Below are 17,939 nucleotides of genomic sequence, written 5' to 3' on the forward strand. Positions count from 1 at the left end.
GGATTACGGACTCCCGCAAGTCCATCAGATTCACCTCAGCAATCGACCGTTCCATGTATTCAGATCACGCAACACGAGACCAACGCCTATCATGGCATGTAGATCTTCTCAGCCAGCTCGCCAATCCGAGCAGGCTGCAGGTTTGCATTCTCCTGTCGAATCGAGAAGAGGACGTAAATAGCCTTGCTCGGAAGATCGGCATATCCCAGCCGGCCCTAAGCCGGCATCTAGCGCGTCTTCATCGATCGGGAATCGTGAAATTTCGCAACCACGCACAATTCAGATATTATTCCTGCGATCATCCGGACGTACTCGAACTCCTGAAGACCCTGACGGAGATTTATAGTCCCGACCCGAGCTAGGACAAGGCCCCGCGCAGTCAACCTACGCGTGGCCAATTCCGTTATCTGATGCAGGCTAAGCCGCCTAGCTTACCGCAGATCCGCAAGCAGAGCATCGGCACCCTTTTCGATCCCGATCTTGGAGCCCTTCAAACGAGAGAAGGTCGCGCCGGCATTCATTGCATTCGGATATTGCTTGGCGACGTAAGCGGAGAGCAGGCGATTGCTCGGCGCATCGTAGATTTCCACCGCATAGTTCACCGAGCCCGCCATCGTCCCTTCGCGACCGCGCACGGCCTGAACGGCGTTAATGGCGTTGCCGCCGACATCAAGATGCGAGAATGGGCCGAGAACCGGAGTGGTATCCTTGGCGCCTGTCAGCGTCAGATGGAGCCGAAGTGTACCGGGGCTAGGATTGTTGACGACGGCGAAGCGCGTCCGCAGCTTTTGCGTGAATTGGTCCTGCATGTAGCTCGCAAGGACCAATTTATCTTCGTCGGCGATCTTCACGAACTGGTTGTCCGGACCGTTGTAGACAGTGACGGGATCGACGATGATCTTGTTGTACTGCCTCCAGTCGACATTGCCTTTGTACCGATACGGCACGCGACCGCCCTTGTCATCCGGGTTCGGTTGAAGCTGCGGTGCCGAGGCCAGGCCAGCGTAAACGGTGGGGTCGGCGGTGGTGCATCCCGCGACGGTCGCGCACAGGGCGATCAGCGCGACACTGATGGTGAGTGATCTCAGCAAAGATTTGGCTCCTGGGAAATAAGGCAGAGTGTTGCCGGAGCCAGTTCTATTGAATCGGTGTGTTGCGGTGTTTTCTTTAATATATGGAAATGTTCGCGAAGATGGCGGCGGGACTTAAAGGGTCTGTCACCGCCTGATGAAGAGCATAAAAAGCCGCAACGGCCAATCCGGACATTGGGCAGCCTTCGACGATTCGCAAAGAGTGGAAGCTCAGTTTGCCGACGGAACCTTCTTCGGATCGCCCGCAAGGCGTCCGGTCGACTCGTCCTGGACAGGTGGCAGGGTGATTTCGATGATCAGGCCGTTGGGCTTGCGGTCGAGCAGCTTGAGCGTTCCGCCGTGTCCCTTTCTGACGATACCTTCCGCGGTTGGAAGGCCAAGGCCGAAGCCGCCGCCCACGCCCGTCGTCCGGGCTTTATCCGCTTTGAAGAAGGGTTCCAGAGCCCGCACTTTGAGCGCATCCGTCAAGCCGGGACCATTGTCGCTCACCCTGATCAAAACGCCGCCATTGCTGGCGCTTTGCAACTCGATCTCAATCTCGGTCGCATAGCGGGAGGCGTTTTCGACGACATTGGTAATCGCTCTGGTAATGGCTTGCGGCTTGCATATGCAGGTAAGCCGGCGAGGACCCTTGAAGCTCACCTCGATGCCAGTGTCGGAAAAGTCGGTCGCGATCGTCTGGAGCAAGCTTGAAATATCCACCTTCCGCGAAGGCACGCTATGGGAGGCATTTGTGAGGAACGTCAGGCTCTCGTCGATCATCGAGCCCAAGGTGGCGATATCGGCCAGCATCTGACGTTGAAGCTCGGGCTGTTCGCAGCGCTCGGCGCGCATCCGCAGACGGGTGAGCGGCGTTCTGAGGTCATGGCTGATGGAGCTGAGCATGCGCGTGCGACTGTCGACCATCTCCAATATTCGGCTTCGCATCACGTTGAGCGAGGCAGCCAGGCTTCTCATTTCCGAAGCACCGTCAGCCACGAACGACTTTTCCAGACTGTCGTCCATGCTCGCGTGCTCGGCGGCGGCGGCAAACCGGACCACCGGCCGGGTAATGAGCCAGCTACTGAAATAAGCCATAAGCGCCAGCGGAATGACGATCTTCAAAATGCCGCTCGCCATGGCGGGGAAAAGCCACAGATAGTTGGGGAAGACGGGCAAGTGGAAAACCAGCGCACGATCGGCATCGACTTTGACGATCAGGATATTCCCCGCCGACCGATCTTCGAACGCGTTTTCGACCGACTTGAAAACGTTGGTTTCGAGCAGTGCTCTTACCCGCTCAACGATGTCACTCGATGCAGCCGCTTCCTCGTTTTGCGACGAGATCTGACTTGCCGATATTCTCTCCGCCGAGATCCCGAGCGTTGCGGCGAAGTTCAAGGCGGCATCCTCCTCGGCGGGCGAGCGAGCGCGTCGATACTGGTCCAGCACTCTCTCAATTCTGCCCGCCAGCAAGCCGATCGCAACGCCCTTGTCATGCCGGCCGTAGATAAAGGGCTCGGAGAGCGTCGCCACGACGGAAACAAGGACGATGAGCAACGTCGCCAGTACGAGTATCTGTGTGCGTATGGAGGCGGTGCGAAGGCTCTTCACGGCAAACGCTCCACCTTGGAGGCAAACAGATAGCCTCCCAGACGCACCGTCTTGATGAAGGTCGGATCCTTGAGGTTGGGTTCGATCTTCTGGCGGACGCGGCTAATGTGGGCGTCGATGCTGCGCTCGACCGGGCCTGCCGATCCGGCATGCGTCATGGACAGAAGCTGTTCGCGCGTCAGCACCTTGTTCGGATTGCTGCAAAACGCCCAAAGCAGGTCGAATTCCGCCGTTGTCATGGAAACCTCGGCACCTTCGGCGTCGAAGAGCTGCCGGCTTTTCGGATCGATACGCCAGCCCGCGAACGTCATCGGCGCGACATCTTCCTCCGGCTGTTGGGAAAACGCTGCCCGCCGCAGGATGCTTTTGATACGCGCCATCAGCTCACGGGAATTGAATGGCTTGGTGACGTAATCGTCGGCGCCGAGTTCGAGGCCCAGGATGCGATCGACATCCTCCCGCAACGCAGTCAGCATCAGGATCGGAATAGATCGGGAGGAGCGAAGCCGCCGGCAGATGCTGAAGCCGTCCTCGCCCGGAAGCATGCCGTCCAGAACGATCAGATCGAACTTGTGGCGCAACAGCAAGCGATCCATCTCGCCGCCGCCGGCCGCCGACATGGCCTCAAAGCCATTGCTCTTCACCAGTTCGACCAGCATATGCGCTATGTCGGTGTCGTCCTCGACGATCAGAATGTGGGGTTGGTCGAACATTGCCATTTCGGAGGCCATCGCCTTCGTTTGAGTGCCCGTCGCACGATCTATCGCGCGCGAAATTATCTCACCTGAGTGTTGATATGTCACGCGGCGGCTTTCGTGGGCAGGCAGAGCAGGACCCGCGTCCCGTCATCGGATTTTTGTGACACGATCATATTCCAGAGATTGATGCTCCCCTAGAATAGCAAGTACGAGTGTAATGCTGTGTTCGATAATGTTGAGATATGTTGCGATGGGATATTACAGAATACCCGCGCAATGATTCGAAAATCGGGAGGCTAGAAAATGACATTCCATGGAAGTTGTCACTGCGGAAAAGTGGCGTTCACGGTCGACGCCGAGCTGCCGGGCCAGGCGCTTAGCTGCAACTGCTCGTATTGCCGGCGCAAAGGCATGTTGCTTGCCTTCTTCCCGACGGAGAAATTCACGCTGGATAGCGGCGAGGATTTACTGCGCAGCTACAAGTTCAACACCCACAGGATCGATCATCAATTTTGTGCTGATTGCGGTACCCAGCCATTCTCGATGGCCACGAGCCCCGATGGCACACCCACGCGGGCGGTCAACCTGCGCTGCGTCCCAGCTATTGAATTGAACTCCCTGGAAATCCAGTACTATAACGGCGCCGATAAGTAGCTGGCCGATACCGCCTGCTGCCTCCTAGGTCGCCTTACAGGAAGCTCGCCTCGAACAGCTCGCGCGTATAGGCGTCGTGCGTTATTCCTGCTTGCAGGTCGGCCTTGGTCAGCTCATCGACGAAGATACCGCCCTTCATGATCAGCACCCGGTCGCACATATGCGCGATGACAGCCAGATCGTGGCTGACGAGGACATAGGTCAGGGAACGCTCGTCGCGCTGGTCGGCCAGGAGATTGAGGACTTCGGCCTGGATCGACACGTCGAGCGCCGATGTCGGCTCGTCGAGCAGCAGGATCGGCGGTGACAGGATCAGCGCGCGGGCGATTGCCACACGCTGGCGCTGACCACCGGAAAGCTCATGTGGGTAGCGGTTGGCGAAGGCTGGCGGCAGGCCGACTTGGCGCAATGCCTTGTCCACCTTCGTCCAGACGTCGGCATGCCCCATGGCGCGCAATGGCTCGGAGAGCGCCGTGCCGATACGATGCCGGGGATGCAGCGAACCATAGGGGTCCTGAAACACCATCTGGGCATGCCGTAGTTCATCTCGCGTCCGGATCTTGCCGACAGCTTTGCCGGCCAGCCCGATGTCACCGGACCAGCCTTTTTCCATGCCGGAAAGGCAACGCAGCACCGTCGATTTTCCGCATCCGGATTCGCCGACAATCCCAAGCGTCTCGCCCTTGCCGACATCGAAGCTCACCCGCCGGACGACATGGTTTTCCGTCTTGCCAGAGGTAAAGACGACATCAAGATCACGCACGCTAATCATCGGCTGGTCTCCAGATCAAGCTTTGCCCTGTCGAGCACGGCAAGGCGCCGCACCGGATTGTGCGGGTCCGGCAAGGCGGACATCAGGCCGCGCGTATAGGGATGCTGGGCATCCTCCAGGCGCGTCAGCGTTTCGACGATCCGGCCGGAATACATGACGATGATGCGCTCGCAGAAGGCCGCGACCATGCGGATGTCATGGCTGATGAGCAGCAGACCGGAATTGTTCTCACGGACCAGTTCGTCGAGCAGGGTGAGCACGTCCCTGCGGACGCTGACATCGAGCGCGGACGTCGGCTCGTCGGCGATCACCAGCTTCGGCTTGGCCAAGAGCATCATCGCAATCATGACGCGCTGGCCCATGCCGCCCGAGATCTGATGCGGGTAAAGCGCCATGACGCGCTCCGGATCGCTGATGCGGACACGTTCGAGCATGGCTTGCGCAGCATCCCGCGCCTTGCCGCCGCGCAATCCCATATGCAGACGCGCCGCCTCGGCAATCTGCTTGCCAACCGTCAGGACCGGATTGAGGGAGTAGCGCGGGTCCTGCATGATCAGCGCGATATCCTTGCCGCGCAAACCACCCATCTGGCGTTCCGTCCTGTCGAGCAGGGAGACGCCATCCAGATCCATTCGTTCGGCCGTGACGCTCGCAATCGGCGGCAGCAGGCGCATGATCGCCCGCCCTGTCGTCGATTTGCCGGAGCCGGATTCACCGACGATCCCGACGCGTTCGCGCCCGACATCGAAGCTGACATTGGAGACAGCCGCCAGGGAATTGCGTCCGAACCGGACGTTCAGCCCTTTGACCGAGAGGACGGGATGGAGATCACGATCTTGCATGGCGGGGATCCAGAATATCGCGCAGGGTGTCGCCGACGATGTTGAAGGCGAGGCTTGCCAGAAGGATCGCGACGCCGGGCATGACGGCGACCCACCAGAAATCGAGCATGTATTTGCGCCCGTTGGAAATCATCGCACCCCATTCCGGCGCAGGCGGCTGGGCGCCGAGCCCGAGGAAGCCGAGCGATGCTGCCGTCAGGATGATGCCTGCCATATTGAGCGTCAGGCGCACGATGACCGAGGGAATGCACATCGGCGCGATATAGAAGAACAGGATACGCAGCCGGGAGGCGCCATAGAGTCTAGCGGCGGCGACATAGTCGGTGTTCCTGACGACGAGCGCCTCGGCGCGCGCCAATCTTGCGATCGGCGGCCAGGCCGTCAGCGAGATGGCGATGATCGCCGTGTTCAGGCCGGCACCAAGCGCCGCGGCAAAAGCCAGTGCCAGGATCAGCGACGGAAAGGACAGCACGATATCGGTGGCGCGCATCAGGAGCGCATCCACGCGACCGCCGAAGAAGCCGGCGACGACGCCGATCAAAAGGCCGATCGGCCCGACGATCACGGAAATAGACAGCACGGTCTGGATGGTGATGCGCGTGCCGAAGATCAGCCGGCTGAGGATATCGCGGCCGAACTCGTCCGTGCCGGCCGGATGCGCGAGGCTCGGCGGTTGCAGCGCGTTGGAGAGTACCTGCACGTTCGGATCATAGGGCGCGAGCAGCGGCGCGAAAATCGCGATCAAGCATAAGAGACCGAGGATGATAAAGCCGATCAAGCCAAGCGGCTCTTGCGCCAGCTTGCCACCAGCCTGTCTGAGCGAGGTTGCGACACGGCTTATCATATTCGGCGGGCGGACGGTGACGTCCGCATGGATCGCATCGCTCATCGGGCGGCCTCCCTGGTGCGCGGATCGAAGACCGCATAGGCGATATCCGCGAGGAAATTCAAAAGCATGAAGAAGAATCCGACGATAATGGTCGCGGCAAGGATGGCATTCATATCGCCGATCATCAGAGCATTCGTCATGTACTGACCGATACCCGGCCAGGAGAAGACGATTTCGGTTACCACCGCGCCCTCAAGGAGCCCGCCATAGGAAATGGCGAGAATGGTGATCAGCTGCACGGCGATGTTCGGCAAGACATGGCCGATGATCGTGCCTGCCGGGCTGACGCCCTTGGCGCGGGCGGCGATCACATAATCCTGGCTCAGCTGCTCCAGGGTGAAACTGCGGGTCATGCGCGTGATATAGGCGACGGCCGCATAGGCCAGAATGAAGGCTGGCAGGATGATGTGGCTCAGCGCGTTCCAGAAAATATCCGTCTCGCCCTGCAGGAGGCTGTCCACCAGCAGCAGCCCGGTTCGCGGCGTGACGATGCCCTCATAATAGACATCGACGCGGCCGGGGCCGCCGACCCAGTTCAGGCCCGCATAAAAGACGACAAGCCCGACGATCCCGAACCAGAAGACCGGAATGGAATGACCGACAAGAGAGACGACGCGGGCGATCTTGTCGATGAGCCTGTCACGAAACAGCGCCGCGACCAGGCCGAGCGGTACGCCGACGAAGGTCGAGATGATGACGGCGAATGTTGCAAGCTCGAATGTCGCGGGAAAAGCCTGCGCGAGATCGGCGGAGACGGGATTTCCCGTCAGGATCGCCGTGCCGAAATCGCCATGGACGAGGCCCTTCAGGTAGAGGAAGAATTGCTCGTAAAGGGGAAGATCCAATCCGAGCCGCTGGCGCATCGCCGCATAGGCGGCGGGATCGGCCAGTTCGCCGACGATCGCCCCCACCGGATCGGCCGGCAGGACGCGGCCGATCACGAAGGTGATACATAGGAGGATGAACAGGCTGACGATCAGATGCGCGATGCGTCGGCCGAATTCGGCTACGGATAGTTCCTTCATGATCGGCTGCCTTCGATTGCTTATTCGGCCTCAGCCTTGGTCACGTTTTCAAGGCGGGTCATCTGGTTGGGATGCCCGAGATAGCCCTTGACCCTGCCGGAGAGAACGAGCGGTTCGAACCGTTCGAAGAGCGGCAGAAGCGCCGGTTTCAAGTCGACGAACATCTGCTGCATCTGCGCATAGAGTTCGGCTCGCTTCTTGGCATCGGGCTCGACGGAGGTTTTCTGGGCGAGTGCCGTGAGCTCTGGAATATCCCAGGCCGAGCGCCAGGCGAAATTGCCGGCATTGTTGGCTTCAAGCCTGTTGTCGGGATTATTGGCAAAATCGTCCATGGAGCCGAGCACGTTCGGCATCAGCGCGCTCGTCTGCGGCAGCAACAGGTCGAAGTTGCGCGAGCGATGGGCGGCGATGATTTCGGAGCCATTGCCCTGCTGGATCTCGACCTTGATGCCGATCTGGCCAAGCGAAGCCTGAATGGCAGTCGCCAGGTCGATGCGCGGCGTCTGCGAAATCGTCTTCAGCGTCAGCGAAAAACCGTCCTTGAAACCTGCTTCGGCGAGCAATTGCTTTGCCTTGTCGACATCCAGATGCCAATCCGGATTCGGCAGCGCATATTCGAAATTCTCCGGCACGGGAATGTTCCTTGCCCGCCCGTAAGGCCCCATGATGGTCTTCTCGATGCCCTTGTAGTCAATGCCATAGGCAACGGCCTCACGAACCTTGGGGTTGGCGAGATATTGATTGCCGGCATTCATCGCCAGCACATAGAAACCGCCCGTCGGCACGCGCTGGATGACGAAATTGCTCTTGGTCTCGAAGGTTTCGAGATCGGACTTGGAGAGCGCATTGCCGATATCGATATCGCCGCGGTCCAGCATCAGCCGTTCGACCTGGCTTTCCGGCACATGGCGGATGATGACGCGGCGCATCTTCGGCGCACCGCCGACATAGGCCTTATTGGCATCCAGGAGGACGATCTCGTTCGGGGTCCATTTGTTGAGTGTGAACGGCCCGGAACCGGCCGAATGGGTACGCAGCCAGGCATTTCCAGAATCGCCGTCTACAACATGCTTCTGCACCTCGACGCTATCGACGATGCTCGAAACGCCCAGAGCCAGCCGATAAAGCAGCCCTTCGGTCGTCACCTTGTCCGTCAGGTCGATACGCACCGTCTTTGGATCGACCGCATGGATTTGTTCGGCGATCGTCTCGGTGGAATAGCCGATACGCTTGAAATAGGAGGAGCCGGACTGATTGAGCTTCAGCAGCCGGGTGAGCGAGAAGACGACGTCGTTGGCAGTGACCGGATTGCCGGAAACAAAGGAGGCATCGCGCAATTTTAGAGTCAGCGACTTGCCGTCATCCGTCCAACTCTCGGCCAGCTGCGGCACGATCTTGCCGTCCGCCGTCGTCGCGACAAGGCGATCATAGAGATTGGCAAGGATTTCGAGCGCCTTGGGTTCAGTCGCCTGCTGTGGATCGAGGGAAAGCACCTGCGCCAGCGACGTGCCGATCACCAATTGATCTTTAGGCGTGGCGGCCTGAAGCCGCGGCGCCGTCAGTGTCAACATGCCGATTGCAGCACCAATAAACATGGCCTTCGAAAAGTGCTTCATTATACCTCCTCCCTCGATTAGTATAGAATACATATGATGTCGTCCGTATGTCGTATTATGATTTATCGAAGATCGATAGGGTTTGCAAGACCGCACGGATGGCTTGATGCAAATGAACCGGGGGACCAGGAATGACAACACTCAGCCGGGGCCGGCAAAGACTGGCACAACAAGTCATCGATCAGCTGCGCTCTCAGATCGAGACCGGCAAGCTTCGCACGGGCGATCAACTGCCGACGGAGCCGCAACTTGAGGCGACATTCGGCGTCAGCCGCACTGTCGTGCGCGAGGCGATCGCCGATCTTCGCGCCGCGGGCCTCGTCAAGCCGATCCAGGGCAAGGGCGTGTTTGTCGCCGATCTCGCTGAACGTCCTGGATTGTCGCTGACCCCGGTCGAAATCAAAAGCATCCCGGAAACCCTGGAATTGCTGGAGTTTCGCATGGCGGCCGAAGGCGAAGCGGCCGCAATCGCCGCCTATCGCCGCACCGCCGAGCAGGAGGCGGCGATTCGCACCGCCAACCGGAAAATGGCTGCTCTCATCGAATTGGGCCAGCCGACCGTCGAGGCGGATTACGAATTCCATATGGCAATCGCAGCGGCCACGAACAACCGGTTCTACGTCGACGTTCTCAGGCATTTCGGCGCGCGAACCATTCCACGCAGACAGTTTCCAAACCTGCCGGAGGCCAACGATCCCGCCTATCTCGCCAAGGTCCACGCCGAGCACGGCGAGATCCTGGCGGCGATCGCCGAACAGGATCCGGAACGCGCGCGTCAGGCAATGCGGGCGCATATGCTCGCGAGCCAAAGACGCTATCGGATGCTCGCCGAGCAGCAATAGCTCTCGACACCCCATGAGATTCATATTATGTCATATGACATCTATCAATCTCATGGGAGAGACGCTCGGTGTATGTAGGAACACAGGTCGGCGCGCGGGACGATGATGACTACCGAATTTTCGCGCAATTGGGGCTGAAGCATATTTGTGCGGATCCGCCCGGAAAGCCCGAGAGCTGGACGCTCTCCGATCTGGAACGTCTCCGCGACAAGGTCGAAAGCTTCGGGCTCATCCTGGACATGATCCAATTGCCCCTGCCTTCCAACCCGATCGAGCAGGCCTCCTATCCCGACATCCTTCTGGCAGGTCCTAATCGCGACCGGCAGATCGATGCCGTCTGCAAGCTGATCGAGGATGTCGCGACCGCCGGCATTCCGGCCGCGAAATACAATCTCAACCTGATCGGCATCCCCCGCACGCCGGAGGAACTTGGACGCGGCGGTTCGCTCAATGCCAGCTTCCGCTGGGATAAGGCGGATCACCAGGCCGCGCCCGGCCTTGCTGGCATCCTGTCGGAAGACGAGAACTGGGAGCGGATCGACTATTTCCTTGAGCGCGTCGTGCCCGTCGCGGAGAGCAATCGCGTCCGCCTCGCCTGCCATCCGCATGACCCCTACACGCCGCCGGGCTACCGTGGCATCACCCGTGTCCTCGGCACGGTGGAAGGCCTGAAGAAATTCGTGCTGATGCGTGAAAGCCCTTATCACGGCCTGAACTTCTGCCAGGGCTCGATCGGCGAGATGCTCGACAATCCGCGCGAGGAAATCGACGACATCATCCGCTGGTTCGGCACGCGCGGTAAGATCTTCAACGTCCACTTCCGCAATATCCGCGGCGGCAAGCTGTCCTTCATGGAAACCTTCCCAGATGAGGGTGACATGGACATGATCCGCTCTACCCGGATCTACAAGGAGGTCGGCTATCAATACATGCTGATGCCCGATCACGTACCGACCATCAGCGGCCGCGATCCGACCGGCGTCGCCTTCGCCTATTGCTACGGCTACATCGCCGCCCTCGTTCAGTCGCTCGAAGGCGCCTGAGAACCATTGCCCATACCAATCGACAACAGGATTCCAAGATGAACCCGATTGAACTGAAAAAGGCCGTAGGCAGTGGTCTACTGTCCTTCCCCGTCACCCATTTCGATAGCGACCTCAAATTCGACGAGGCGAAATATCGCCGCCATGTCGAATGGCTCTCCGGCTATGATGCAGCCGCGCTGTTCGCGGCCGGCGGCACCGGGGAGTTCTTCTCCCTCAATCCCGCCGAGGTCCCGCAGGTCGTCCACGCTGCAAAGGCCGTCGCCGGCAATACGCCGATCATTTCGGGAACCGGCTACGGAACCTCGATTGCCATCGAGATCGCCAAGGCGGCCGAAAAAGCCGGCGCTGACGGCCTGCTGCTGCTGCCGCCTTACCTGATGTTTGCGGAACAGGAAGGCCTGATCGCCCACGTCAAGGCGGTCTGCCAGTCCGTCGGCATCGGCGTCATCGTCTACAATCGCGACAATGCGGTTCTCAACGCCGACAGCATCGCGCGGCTTGCCGACGAGTGCCCGAATCTCATCGGCTTCAAGGACGGCGTTGGCGACGTCGACAAGGTGATCGAGATCACCACCAAGCTCCAGGATCGTCTGGTCTATGTCGGCGGCATGCCGACGCATGAGGTCTACGCACAGGCCTATTTCGCCGCCGGCGTCACGACCTACTCCTCCGCCGTCTTCAACTTCGTGCCGGCGCTCGCCCAGCGCTTCTATGGCGCACTGCGGACCGGCGACCAGGCAACCGTCGATGAAATCCTCAAGGGCTTCTTCTTCCCGTTCGTTGCCCTGCGCAACCGGAAGAAGGGCTATGCGGTCTCGATCATCAAGGCCGGCCTGCGCGTGCTTGGACAGGAGCCCGGCCCCGTGCGCCCGCCATTGACCGACCTGACGCCGGAGGAGCTGGCAGCACTCGCAAAGATCATCGAGACAGCCAAGGCCGCGTAGATCATAGTCGCGTAGAAAATGATCGTCGGCAAAGCCGGCGATCAGTCTTTTGGAAGGAGGAGGAACAGTCGTGGTTAGATTATCATCTGGAATTTTTGCCTCGGTCATCGCCGCCTCGGCGATACTGACGGCGACCGACAGCGCACTTGCGAGGACATTCGTCTATGTCTCGGCGGCAACGGACGGAAAGATCGACAGCTACAGCATGGACGAGAAGGCCGGCACCCTGACGCCGATCGAGACGGTCGATGCGGGCAAGATGGTCATGCCGATGACGGTCAGCCCCGATAAAAAGCATCTCTACGCAGTCGTGCGCTCGCAGCCCTACCGAGTGCTGACGCTGGCGATCGATCCTAGGACCGGCAAGCTCACGCAAGAAGCGGTCGCGGCCCTGCCGGACAGCATGCCCTATGTGTCCACCGATCCGTCAGGCCGTCTGCTTTTCACCTCGTCCTATGGCGGGAACAAGATCGCCGTGCTGCCGATCGGCGCGGATGGCCGCGTGACGGATGGCGCTCGCCAGATGATCCTGACCGGCCGCAATGCTCACTCGATCGTCAGCGACCCCTCCGGCAAATATGTCTTCGCGACCAATCTCGGCTCCGACGCAGTGCTTCAGTTCGTGCTCAATCCCGAGACCGGCATGCTGGAGCCGAACAATCCGGCGCAGATCGCCACCAAGCCGGGCTTCGGGCCTCGCCACATTATTTTCTCGCCGGATGGAAAATCGGTCTATGTCCTTACCGAACTCACCGGCCATGTCATCCACTATGCACTCGACCCGGCCAAGGGGACACTGAGCGAAGTCGAAAGCGTCGCCTCGGTTCCGGACGATGCGGGATTGTCTCCGGGCATTGCCCCGCCGGCCCCACCCCCGTTCAATGCCACGACACCAGTTGCCGCACCTGTTGATGATGGCAAGCCGAAGGTCTGGGCAGGCGATATCGGCATCACCCCGAATGGCAAATTCCTCTACACGACCGAACGAACCACCAACAAGATAGCCCTCTTCCATGTCGCGGATGGGAGCGGAAACCTGCGCTACGTGACCAACTATCCAACAGAGAAGCAGCCGCGCGGCATCCGCATCGATCCATCGGGCCGTTTCCTGGTCGCGACCGGCGAAAAATCCGACAAGATCGCGGTCTATGTCATCGACCAGGTCAACGGCGCGCTTACGCCGATCGAGCGTTATCCGGTCGCCGCCGGCGCGAACTGGGTCGAAATCGTCACCCTGCCCTGAGGGAAGGAATGGTACCGGCCACTCCGCCTCGCGATGAGGCGGAGTGGCTTTTCCGCATCAGCTCCAGGCGTGGAGCGGCGGTTTCTCGCCATTGAGAAAGAACTTGCCGAGGATCGAATATTTCCACCGCACTGGATCGTGCAGTGTGTGCGTGCGAGCATTGCGCCAATGGCGGTCGAGATTGTGTTCGGCGAGCGTCGAGCGGGTGCCCGCCAGCTCGAATAGCTTGTTGGTGGCCGCTATCGCGATTTCGGTCGACAGCACCTTGGCTTCCGCTGTCGCGATCTGCGCTTCGGCAACAGTGTCGGCCGTCGGGTTCAGCACGGCCCGGTCGATGGCATAACCGGCCTTTTCCAGAAGCGCTTGCGCTGCGTGCAGCCGCAGCGTCAGATCTCCGACGGCCTGGATCGTATAGGGGTCGTCCCAGGCATTCTCGACACCGCTATCCACCCAGGCGCGGCTCTTGGTGCGCACGAAGGAGACCGTCTCGTCGATAGCTGCCTGCGCGATACCGGTGTCGACTGCGACCTGGATGATCTGGAAGATCGCGCCATCGGCCGTCGGCACCTCGTACCCCTTGTATCCCGGCACAAGATGCGTCTTCGGCACCTTGACGTTATCGAGCAGCACGGTGCCGGAGAGCGTCGTGCGCTGGCCGAAGGAGGACCAGTCGTCGATGACGGTAAGGCCGGGCGCATCGCGCTGCGCAATCGCATACCAGGCCCGGCCCTCGTCATCGAGCGCCACGATCGGCACGAGATGGGCAAGCAGAGCGCCGGAGGAATAGAACTTGCGTCCGTTGACGACGACATGATCGCCGGCATCGGTGAAGCGGGTTTCGAAATCGACCGCCCGCTTTGAGCCGAACTCCGAGAAGGCGTTGCCGAAGCGCGTACCCTTCAGAACCTCGGCGAAAAGAAGCTTCTGCTGCTCTGGATCCGACACGGTCCGTATCGCAGCCACCACGCCCAGATGGTTCTGGGCGATCTGACCGATCGAGGAGTCCGCCGCCGATATGATTTCGATCACCTTGGCAAGCGTGGCGTAGGAGACCTCCGGGCCGCCGAACGCCTTGGGCACATTGATGGACCAGAGGCCACTTTGCGAGAAGGCATCCAGCTCGGCAACCGGCCAGATCCGTTCGCGGTCGCGCTTGGCCGACTCCTTGACGAACTCGGTAGCAAGCTGCTTGGCAACGGCGATTGCCTCGGCATCATCCTTGATGATGTGGGCAGGCGCGGTCGGGCGGGGCACCGCCGGCACGGCCTGAACGGCGTTTTCTGTATTAACCTGTGAAAGCGTCATGCTGATTTCTCCTCGTTGAAGATGGTCGGTCAGGCTAGTGGAGGACTTATTGTCGTGACGGCAGGTACCGGAGCGGATTTCTGGCCCAGATAGAACGCCTTGACATCATCGCGCTGGCGCAGCTCGGCTGCCTCTCCCGAAAGCACGGCGACGCCGTTTTCGAGGACGGTCGCCCGGTCGGCATAGCGCAGCGCAATCGCGGAATTCTGTTCCGCGACCAGAATGGAGAGACCGGTCTTGGCATTCAGCCGCCGCAGCGTCTTGAAAATATCCTGTACGACGATCGGCGCGAGCCCCATGGAAGGCTCGTCGAGGACCAGCAGGGCCGGACGCGACATCAGCGCGCGGCCAATCGCCGTCATCTGCTGTTCGCCGCCGGAGGTGAGGCCCGCCAGAGCGCGGCGCTTTTCCTTTAGTCGAGGGAAAAGCGCGTAGATTTTTTCCAGGTCGAAGGCGATTTCGGCACACGAACCGCTACGGCCGAGACCGCCGGAAACAAGGTTCTCCTCGATGGTCAGATTGCGGAAGCAGTGCCGACCTTCCAGCACTTGTACCAGACCGGCGCGCACGAGCTGGGCTGGCGTTGCCGTCGTGACATCCCGGCCTTCATAGCGGATGCTGCCGGCGGTGATTCCACCGCGTTCGGCTGGAAGCAGGTTTGAAATGGCTTTCAGCGTCGTCGTCTTGCCCGCACCATTGGCGCCGAGCAGAGCGAGGATCTCACCGCGGTGCAGCGTGAAGCTGACGCCGTGGAGCGCGGTGATCGCTCCATTATAAGTCGCCTTGATGCCATCGACGCTCAACAGGACGTCTTTTCCAGCCATGGTCCACCCGATCTCTGTGTGGTTTGCGGGGAAGCCGGGCACCGACAAGGAACGGGAGCACCGCCGCTTGCCAATACCCGGCCACTAGGCTCAGTTCGTCACGGCCTGCGCATCTTCAGACGTGCGCAACTTGATGCCCTTTTCCTTGGCATAGGCCTCAGAGGACTTTTCGATGATCGGACGCAGCAGCGCCCAGTCCGGCGCGATCCAGTCGGAGACGACATTCCATTTCTTGCCGTCCCACTGCTGGAAGGTCACGTAGCCGTTGCCCTCGTGATTGTCCCAGGTGACGTTGATCGAGTGGAAGAGTCCCTTGGCGCCAAGCGCTTCGACGCGAGCCGGATCGAGCTGCAGATGCTCGAAGCCCCAGCGGACTTCATCGCCGGTCAGCGTGCGGTGTCCGAACTTGCCCTGAGCGATGCGGATCGCCTCGACGTTCAGGATGCCGTTGACGATACCGAGATTGTGGTAGACCGAGCCGATACGCTTCTTGTCCTCGAGATTACCGTTGCCGTTGTCATAAAGCGTCTTCACGATCTCCTGGACGATCGGATATTCCGTGCCGGAAGCCTGTGTGGTGATTGCGGTGTATCCCTTGGCCGCATCGCCCGCCGGGATCGCGTCTTCTTCCGAGTTCGACCAGACATTGCCGATGATGTGATCAACGGGGAAGCCGGTCTTGGCCGCTGTCTTCAGGGCAACCGGGTTCATGACGCCCCAACCGCGCAACACCACGTAGTCGGGTTTGGCACGGCGGATCGTCAGCCATTGCGCCTGCTGCTCGTTGCCGGGATGCGGTACTTCAATCTGCTGCAGCTCAAAGCCGTATTTCTGCGACAGCAGCTCGTAGATCGGGATGGTTTCCTTGCCGTACGGCGAGCCGTGATAGAGCACGACGATTTTCTTGCCCTTCAGCTTATCAACGCCGCCGAGCTTCGAGGCGATGTAGTTCACGATGCCCGAGGTCTCGCTATAGGGGTTGAGGAGCAGCGGAAAGACATAGGGAAAGACGCGACCGTCGGTGGAATCCGTGCGGCCGTGATTGATGGTGATCAGCGGCACCTTGTCCTGGGTGATACGGTCGATCATGGCATAGGCGATGCCGACGGAAAGCGGGTTCCAGGCGGCGATGTTCGGATTGCTCTTCAGGCGCTCATAGGCCTCGACACCGCGTTCGACTTCATACTGGGTCTCGGCCTCCGACCAGGTGAGCTTGACGCCATTGACGCCGCCGTCACGCGTGTTGATGAGGTTGAGGTAGTCGATGAAGCCGCCGAAGAAGCCGGTACCGCCGGCCGCATAGGGTCCGACGCGGTAGCTTTGCAGCGGGAAATATTGTTCGTCCGCATGTGCCGCCGGTATGGCGGCCGAGACGGCCAGGCCGGCCGCGATGACTGCGGCTTTTAGTTTCGTAAGCATAGTCATGTCTGGATACACCCCCGGTGTTGTCCGGCGCGAAGACCGGATCTGGTTTGAATGAGCGAAGCATTTGTTGTCTTTGGAACTTGCCGTCAGGCTCGCCCGGTGACGGCCGAGCCGAGCCGCCTTCGGATCTTGCCCCAGAGCGAAGAAAGCCCGTCCGGTTCGAGGATCAGAAACAGGATGATGAGGGCGCCGAGCACGATGCGCTGGCTCATGTCGAGCACACCGGAATCGAACAGGTCGCCAAGCAGGAAGGAACCAAGGCGGGAGAGGACGAGCGGGAAGACGACGATCAGCGCTGCCCCGAAAAAGGCGCCCCGCGTCGAGGCGAGCCCGCCGATGATGATGATGAAAAGGATCTGGAAAGACCGGTCGAGATTGAAACCGGCCGGCTCGACTGTCCTCAGATAGGCGAAGGCCCAGAGAACACCCGCAACCGCTATGATGAAGGAGGAAATTGCAAAGGCCAGCAGCTTGGTCTTCAGCACGGGCACGCCGATGATCCGCGCCGCCGTCTCATTGTCTCTGACCGCGACGAAGTTGCGGCCGGTCTGCGAGGTCGCCAGCCGGTGGGCAAGGAAGGTCAACACGACGACGACCGTGAGCGAAAACAGATAGCGACCGACCGGACCGGTGAACTCCACGCCCACCAGCGTCAGCGGTGGCGCGTCGATGACACCTGAGGCCGAGTCGTTGGAAAACCAGCTGAACTTGGTCAGCGCCCATTGCACGAAGAACTGCGCTGCAAGCGTAGAGACCGCGAGGTAGAAGCCTCTCAACCGGAGGCTCGGCAGGCCAAAGACGATGCCGACCGCCGCCGCGCAGAGACCAGCCAGCAGAATGCTGACGATCAGCGGCAGGCCATCGACGCGCAGATTGAAATTATAGGCAGCAAAAGCACCAACCGCCATGAAGGCGGCACTTCCAAGCGAAACCTGGCCGGCATAGCCAGTGAGCAGGTTCAAGCCGACACCCGCCAGGCTGAGCGCCAGGAACGGTACGAGGATCGCCTCGTAGAGATAGGTCGAACCGATAAACGGGATGACGAGATAGGCAACCGCAATCACCGCTGCCGGCGCGAGCCAGCGATAGGACGGCTGCGTGGAATGAAGATCGGCGGCGACGACGGCCAT

At 60.3% G+C, this 17,939-nt stretch carries 18 protein-coding genes; 6 read left to right on the forward strand and 12 right to left on the reverse strand.

Annotation, left to right across the window (positions count from 1 at the left end):
- Positions 1–53: 53 nt before the first annotated feature.
- Complete coding sequence (locus EX00_RS31070) at positions 54–362, forward strand: ArsR/SmtB family transcription factor (protein ID WP_080761244.1); 309 nt, start codon at positions 54–56, stop codon at positions 360–362.
- Between the two features lie 69 nt (positions 363–431).
- Here EX00_RS31070 and EX00_RS14105 read toward each other — a convergent pair whose 3' ends face one another.
- The 3 genes from EX00_RS14105 to EX00_RS14115 all read right to left on the reverse strand — a co-directional run bounded on the left by EX00_RS14105 (position 432) and on the right by EX00_RS14115 (position 3,403).
- Entirely contained in the window at positions 432–1,091 is a 660-nt protein-coding gene (locus tag EX00_RS14105; RefSeq protein WP_047458723.1) for a DUF3313 domain-containing protein, read from the reverse strand.
- 210 nt (positions 1,092–1,301) lie between these two features.
- Complete coding sequence (locus tag EX00_RS14110; protein ID WP_047458725.1) at positions 1,302–2,684, reverse strand: ATP-binding protein; 1,383 nt, start codon at positions 2,682–2,684, stop codon at positions 1,302–1,304.
- Positions 2,681–3,403, reverse strand: a complete 723-nt coding sequence (locus EX00_RS14115) for a response regulator (RefSeq protein WP_202903713.1) — start codon at positions 3,401–3,403, stop codon at positions 2,681–2,683. Before EX00_RS14115 ends, EX00_RS14110 begins: the two co-directional genes overlap by 4 nt.
- Before the next feature lie 282 nt (positions 3,404–3,685).
- Here EX00_RS14115 and EX00_RS14120 point away from each other — a divergent pair, with 282 nt between their 5' ends.
- Positions 3,686–4,036, forward strand: coding sequence for a GFA family protein (locus EX00_RS14120; RefSeq protein WP_047458730.1), 351 nt, complete (start codon positions 3,686–3,688; stop codon positions 4,034–4,036).
- 34 nt (positions 4,037–4,070) lie between these two features.
- On the opposite strand, the gene EX00_RS14125 is transcribed toward EX00_RS14120, so the two are convergent.
- Genes EX00_RS14125 through EX00_RS14145 form a run of 5 tightly spaced genes read right to left on the reverse strand, consistent with a single transcriptional unit; the run spans position 4,071 to position 9,180 of the window.
- Complete coding sequence (locus EX00_RS14125; protein WP_047458732.1) at positions 4,071–4,808, reverse strand: ABC transporter ATP-binding protein; 738 nt, start codon at positions 4,806–4,808, stop codon at positions 4,071–4,073.
- Complete coding sequence (locus tag EX00_RS14130; RefSeq protein ID WP_047458734.1) at positions 4,805–5,650, reverse strand: ABC transporter ATP-binding protein; 846 nt, start codon at positions 5,648–5,650, stop codon at positions 4,805–4,807. Before EX00_RS14130 ends, EX00_RS14125 begins: the two co-directional genes overlap by 4 nt.
- Positions 5,637–6,539 carry an ABC transporter permease gene (locus EX00_RS14135; protein ID WP_047458735.1) on the reverse strand — a complete coding sequence of 301 codons (903 nt, stop codon included), beginning with the start codon at positions 6,537–6,539 and terminating at the stop codon, positions 5,637–5,639. The genes EX00_RS14130 and EX00_RS14135 overlap by 14 nt, the downstream gene beginning before the upstream one ends.
- Entirely contained in the window at positions 6,536–7,564 is a 1,029-nt protein-coding gene (locus tag EX00_RS14140) for an ABC transporter permease (RefSeq protein ID WP_047458738.1), read from the reverse strand. The genes EX00_RS14135 and EX00_RS14140 overlap by 4 nt, the downstream gene beginning before the upstream one ends.
- A 20-nt stretch (positions 7,565–7,584) precedes the next feature.
- The gene (locus tag EX00_RS14145; protein WP_047458741.1) at positions 7,585–9,180 is read right to left on the reverse strand and encodes an ABC transporter substrate-binding protein; all 1,596 of its coding nucleotides are present in this window, start codon (positions 9,178–9,180) and stop codon (positions 7,585–7,587) included.
- A 131-nt stretch (positions 9,181–9,311) separates the two neighbouring features.
- On the opposite strand from EX00_RS14145, the gene EX00_RS14150 reads away from it, so the two are divergent.
- The 4 genes from EX00_RS14150 (at position 9,312) to EX00_RS14165 (ending at position 13,255) form a co-directional block, all read left to right on the forward strand.
- Entirely contained in the window at positions 9,312–10,022 is a 711-nt protein-coding gene (locus tag EX00_RS14150; protein WP_047458744.1) for a FadR/GntR family transcriptional regulator, read from the forward strand.
- A gap of 68 nt (positions 10,023–10,090) precedes the next feature.
- Positions 10,091–11,065: a mannonate dehydratase gene (locus EX00_RS14155; RefSeq protein ID WP_047458748.1), complete on the forward strand. Its 975-nt coding sequence runs from the start codon at positions 10,091–10,093 to the stop codon at positions 11,063–11,065.
- A 38-nt stretch (positions 11,066–11,103) separates the two neighbouring features.
- The gene (kdgD, locus tag EX00_RS14160; protein ID WP_047458750.1) at positions 11,104–12,012 is read left to right on the forward strand and encodes a 5-dehydro-4-deoxyglucarate dehydratase; all 909 of its coding nucleotides are present in this window, start codon (positions 11,104–11,106) and stop codon (positions 12,010–12,012) included.
- A gap of 70 nt (positions 12,013–12,082) precedes the next feature.
- Positions 12,083–13,255, forward strand: a complete 1,173-nt coding sequence (locus tag EX00_RS14165; RefSeq protein WP_047458753.1) for a lactonase family protein — start codon at positions 12,083–12,085, stop codon at positions 13,253–13,255.
- A 57-nt stretch (positions 13,256–13,312) separates the two neighbouring features.
- Here the strand turns inward: EX00_RS14165 and EX00_RS14170 are convergent, their stop codons facing one another.
- The 4 genes from EX00_RS14170 to EX00_RS14185 form a co-directional block, all read right to left on the reverse strand.
- Positions 13,313–14,560 (reverse strand): SfnB family sulfur acquisition oxidoreductase, encoded by a 1,248-nt coding sequence (locus EX00_RS14170; RefSeq protein ID WP_047458756.1) that lies wholly within the window; start codon positions 14,558–14,560, stop codon positions 13,313–13,315.
- 29 nt (positions 14,561–14,589) lie between these two features.
- On the reverse strand, positions 14,590–15,384 hold the full coding sequence (locus EX00_RS14175; protein ID WP_047458759.1) for an ABC transporter ATP-binding protein: 795 nt from the start codon (positions 15,382–15,384) through the stop codon (positions 14,590–14,592).
- Positions 15,385–15,474: 90 nt separating this feature from the next.
- Complete coding sequence (locus EX00_RS14180; protein ID WP_047458762.1) at positions 15,475–16,809, reverse strand: ABC transporter substrate-binding protein; 1,335 nt, start codon at positions 16,807–16,809, stop codon at positions 15,475–15,477.
- A gap of 86 nt (positions 16,810–16,895) precedes the next feature.
- Complete coding sequence (locus EX00_RS14185; RefSeq protein WP_047458765.1) at positions 16,896–17,939, reverse strand: branched-chain amino acid ABC transporter permease; 1,044 nt, start codon at positions 17,937–17,939, stop codon at positions 16,896–16,898.

It is taken from the genome of Martinezella rhizogenes, assembly GCF_000799715.1.
Classification (GTDB): domain Bacteria; phylum Pseudomonadota; class Alphaproteobacteria; order Rhizobiales; family Rhizobiaceae; genus Rhizobium; species Rhizobium rhizogenes_C.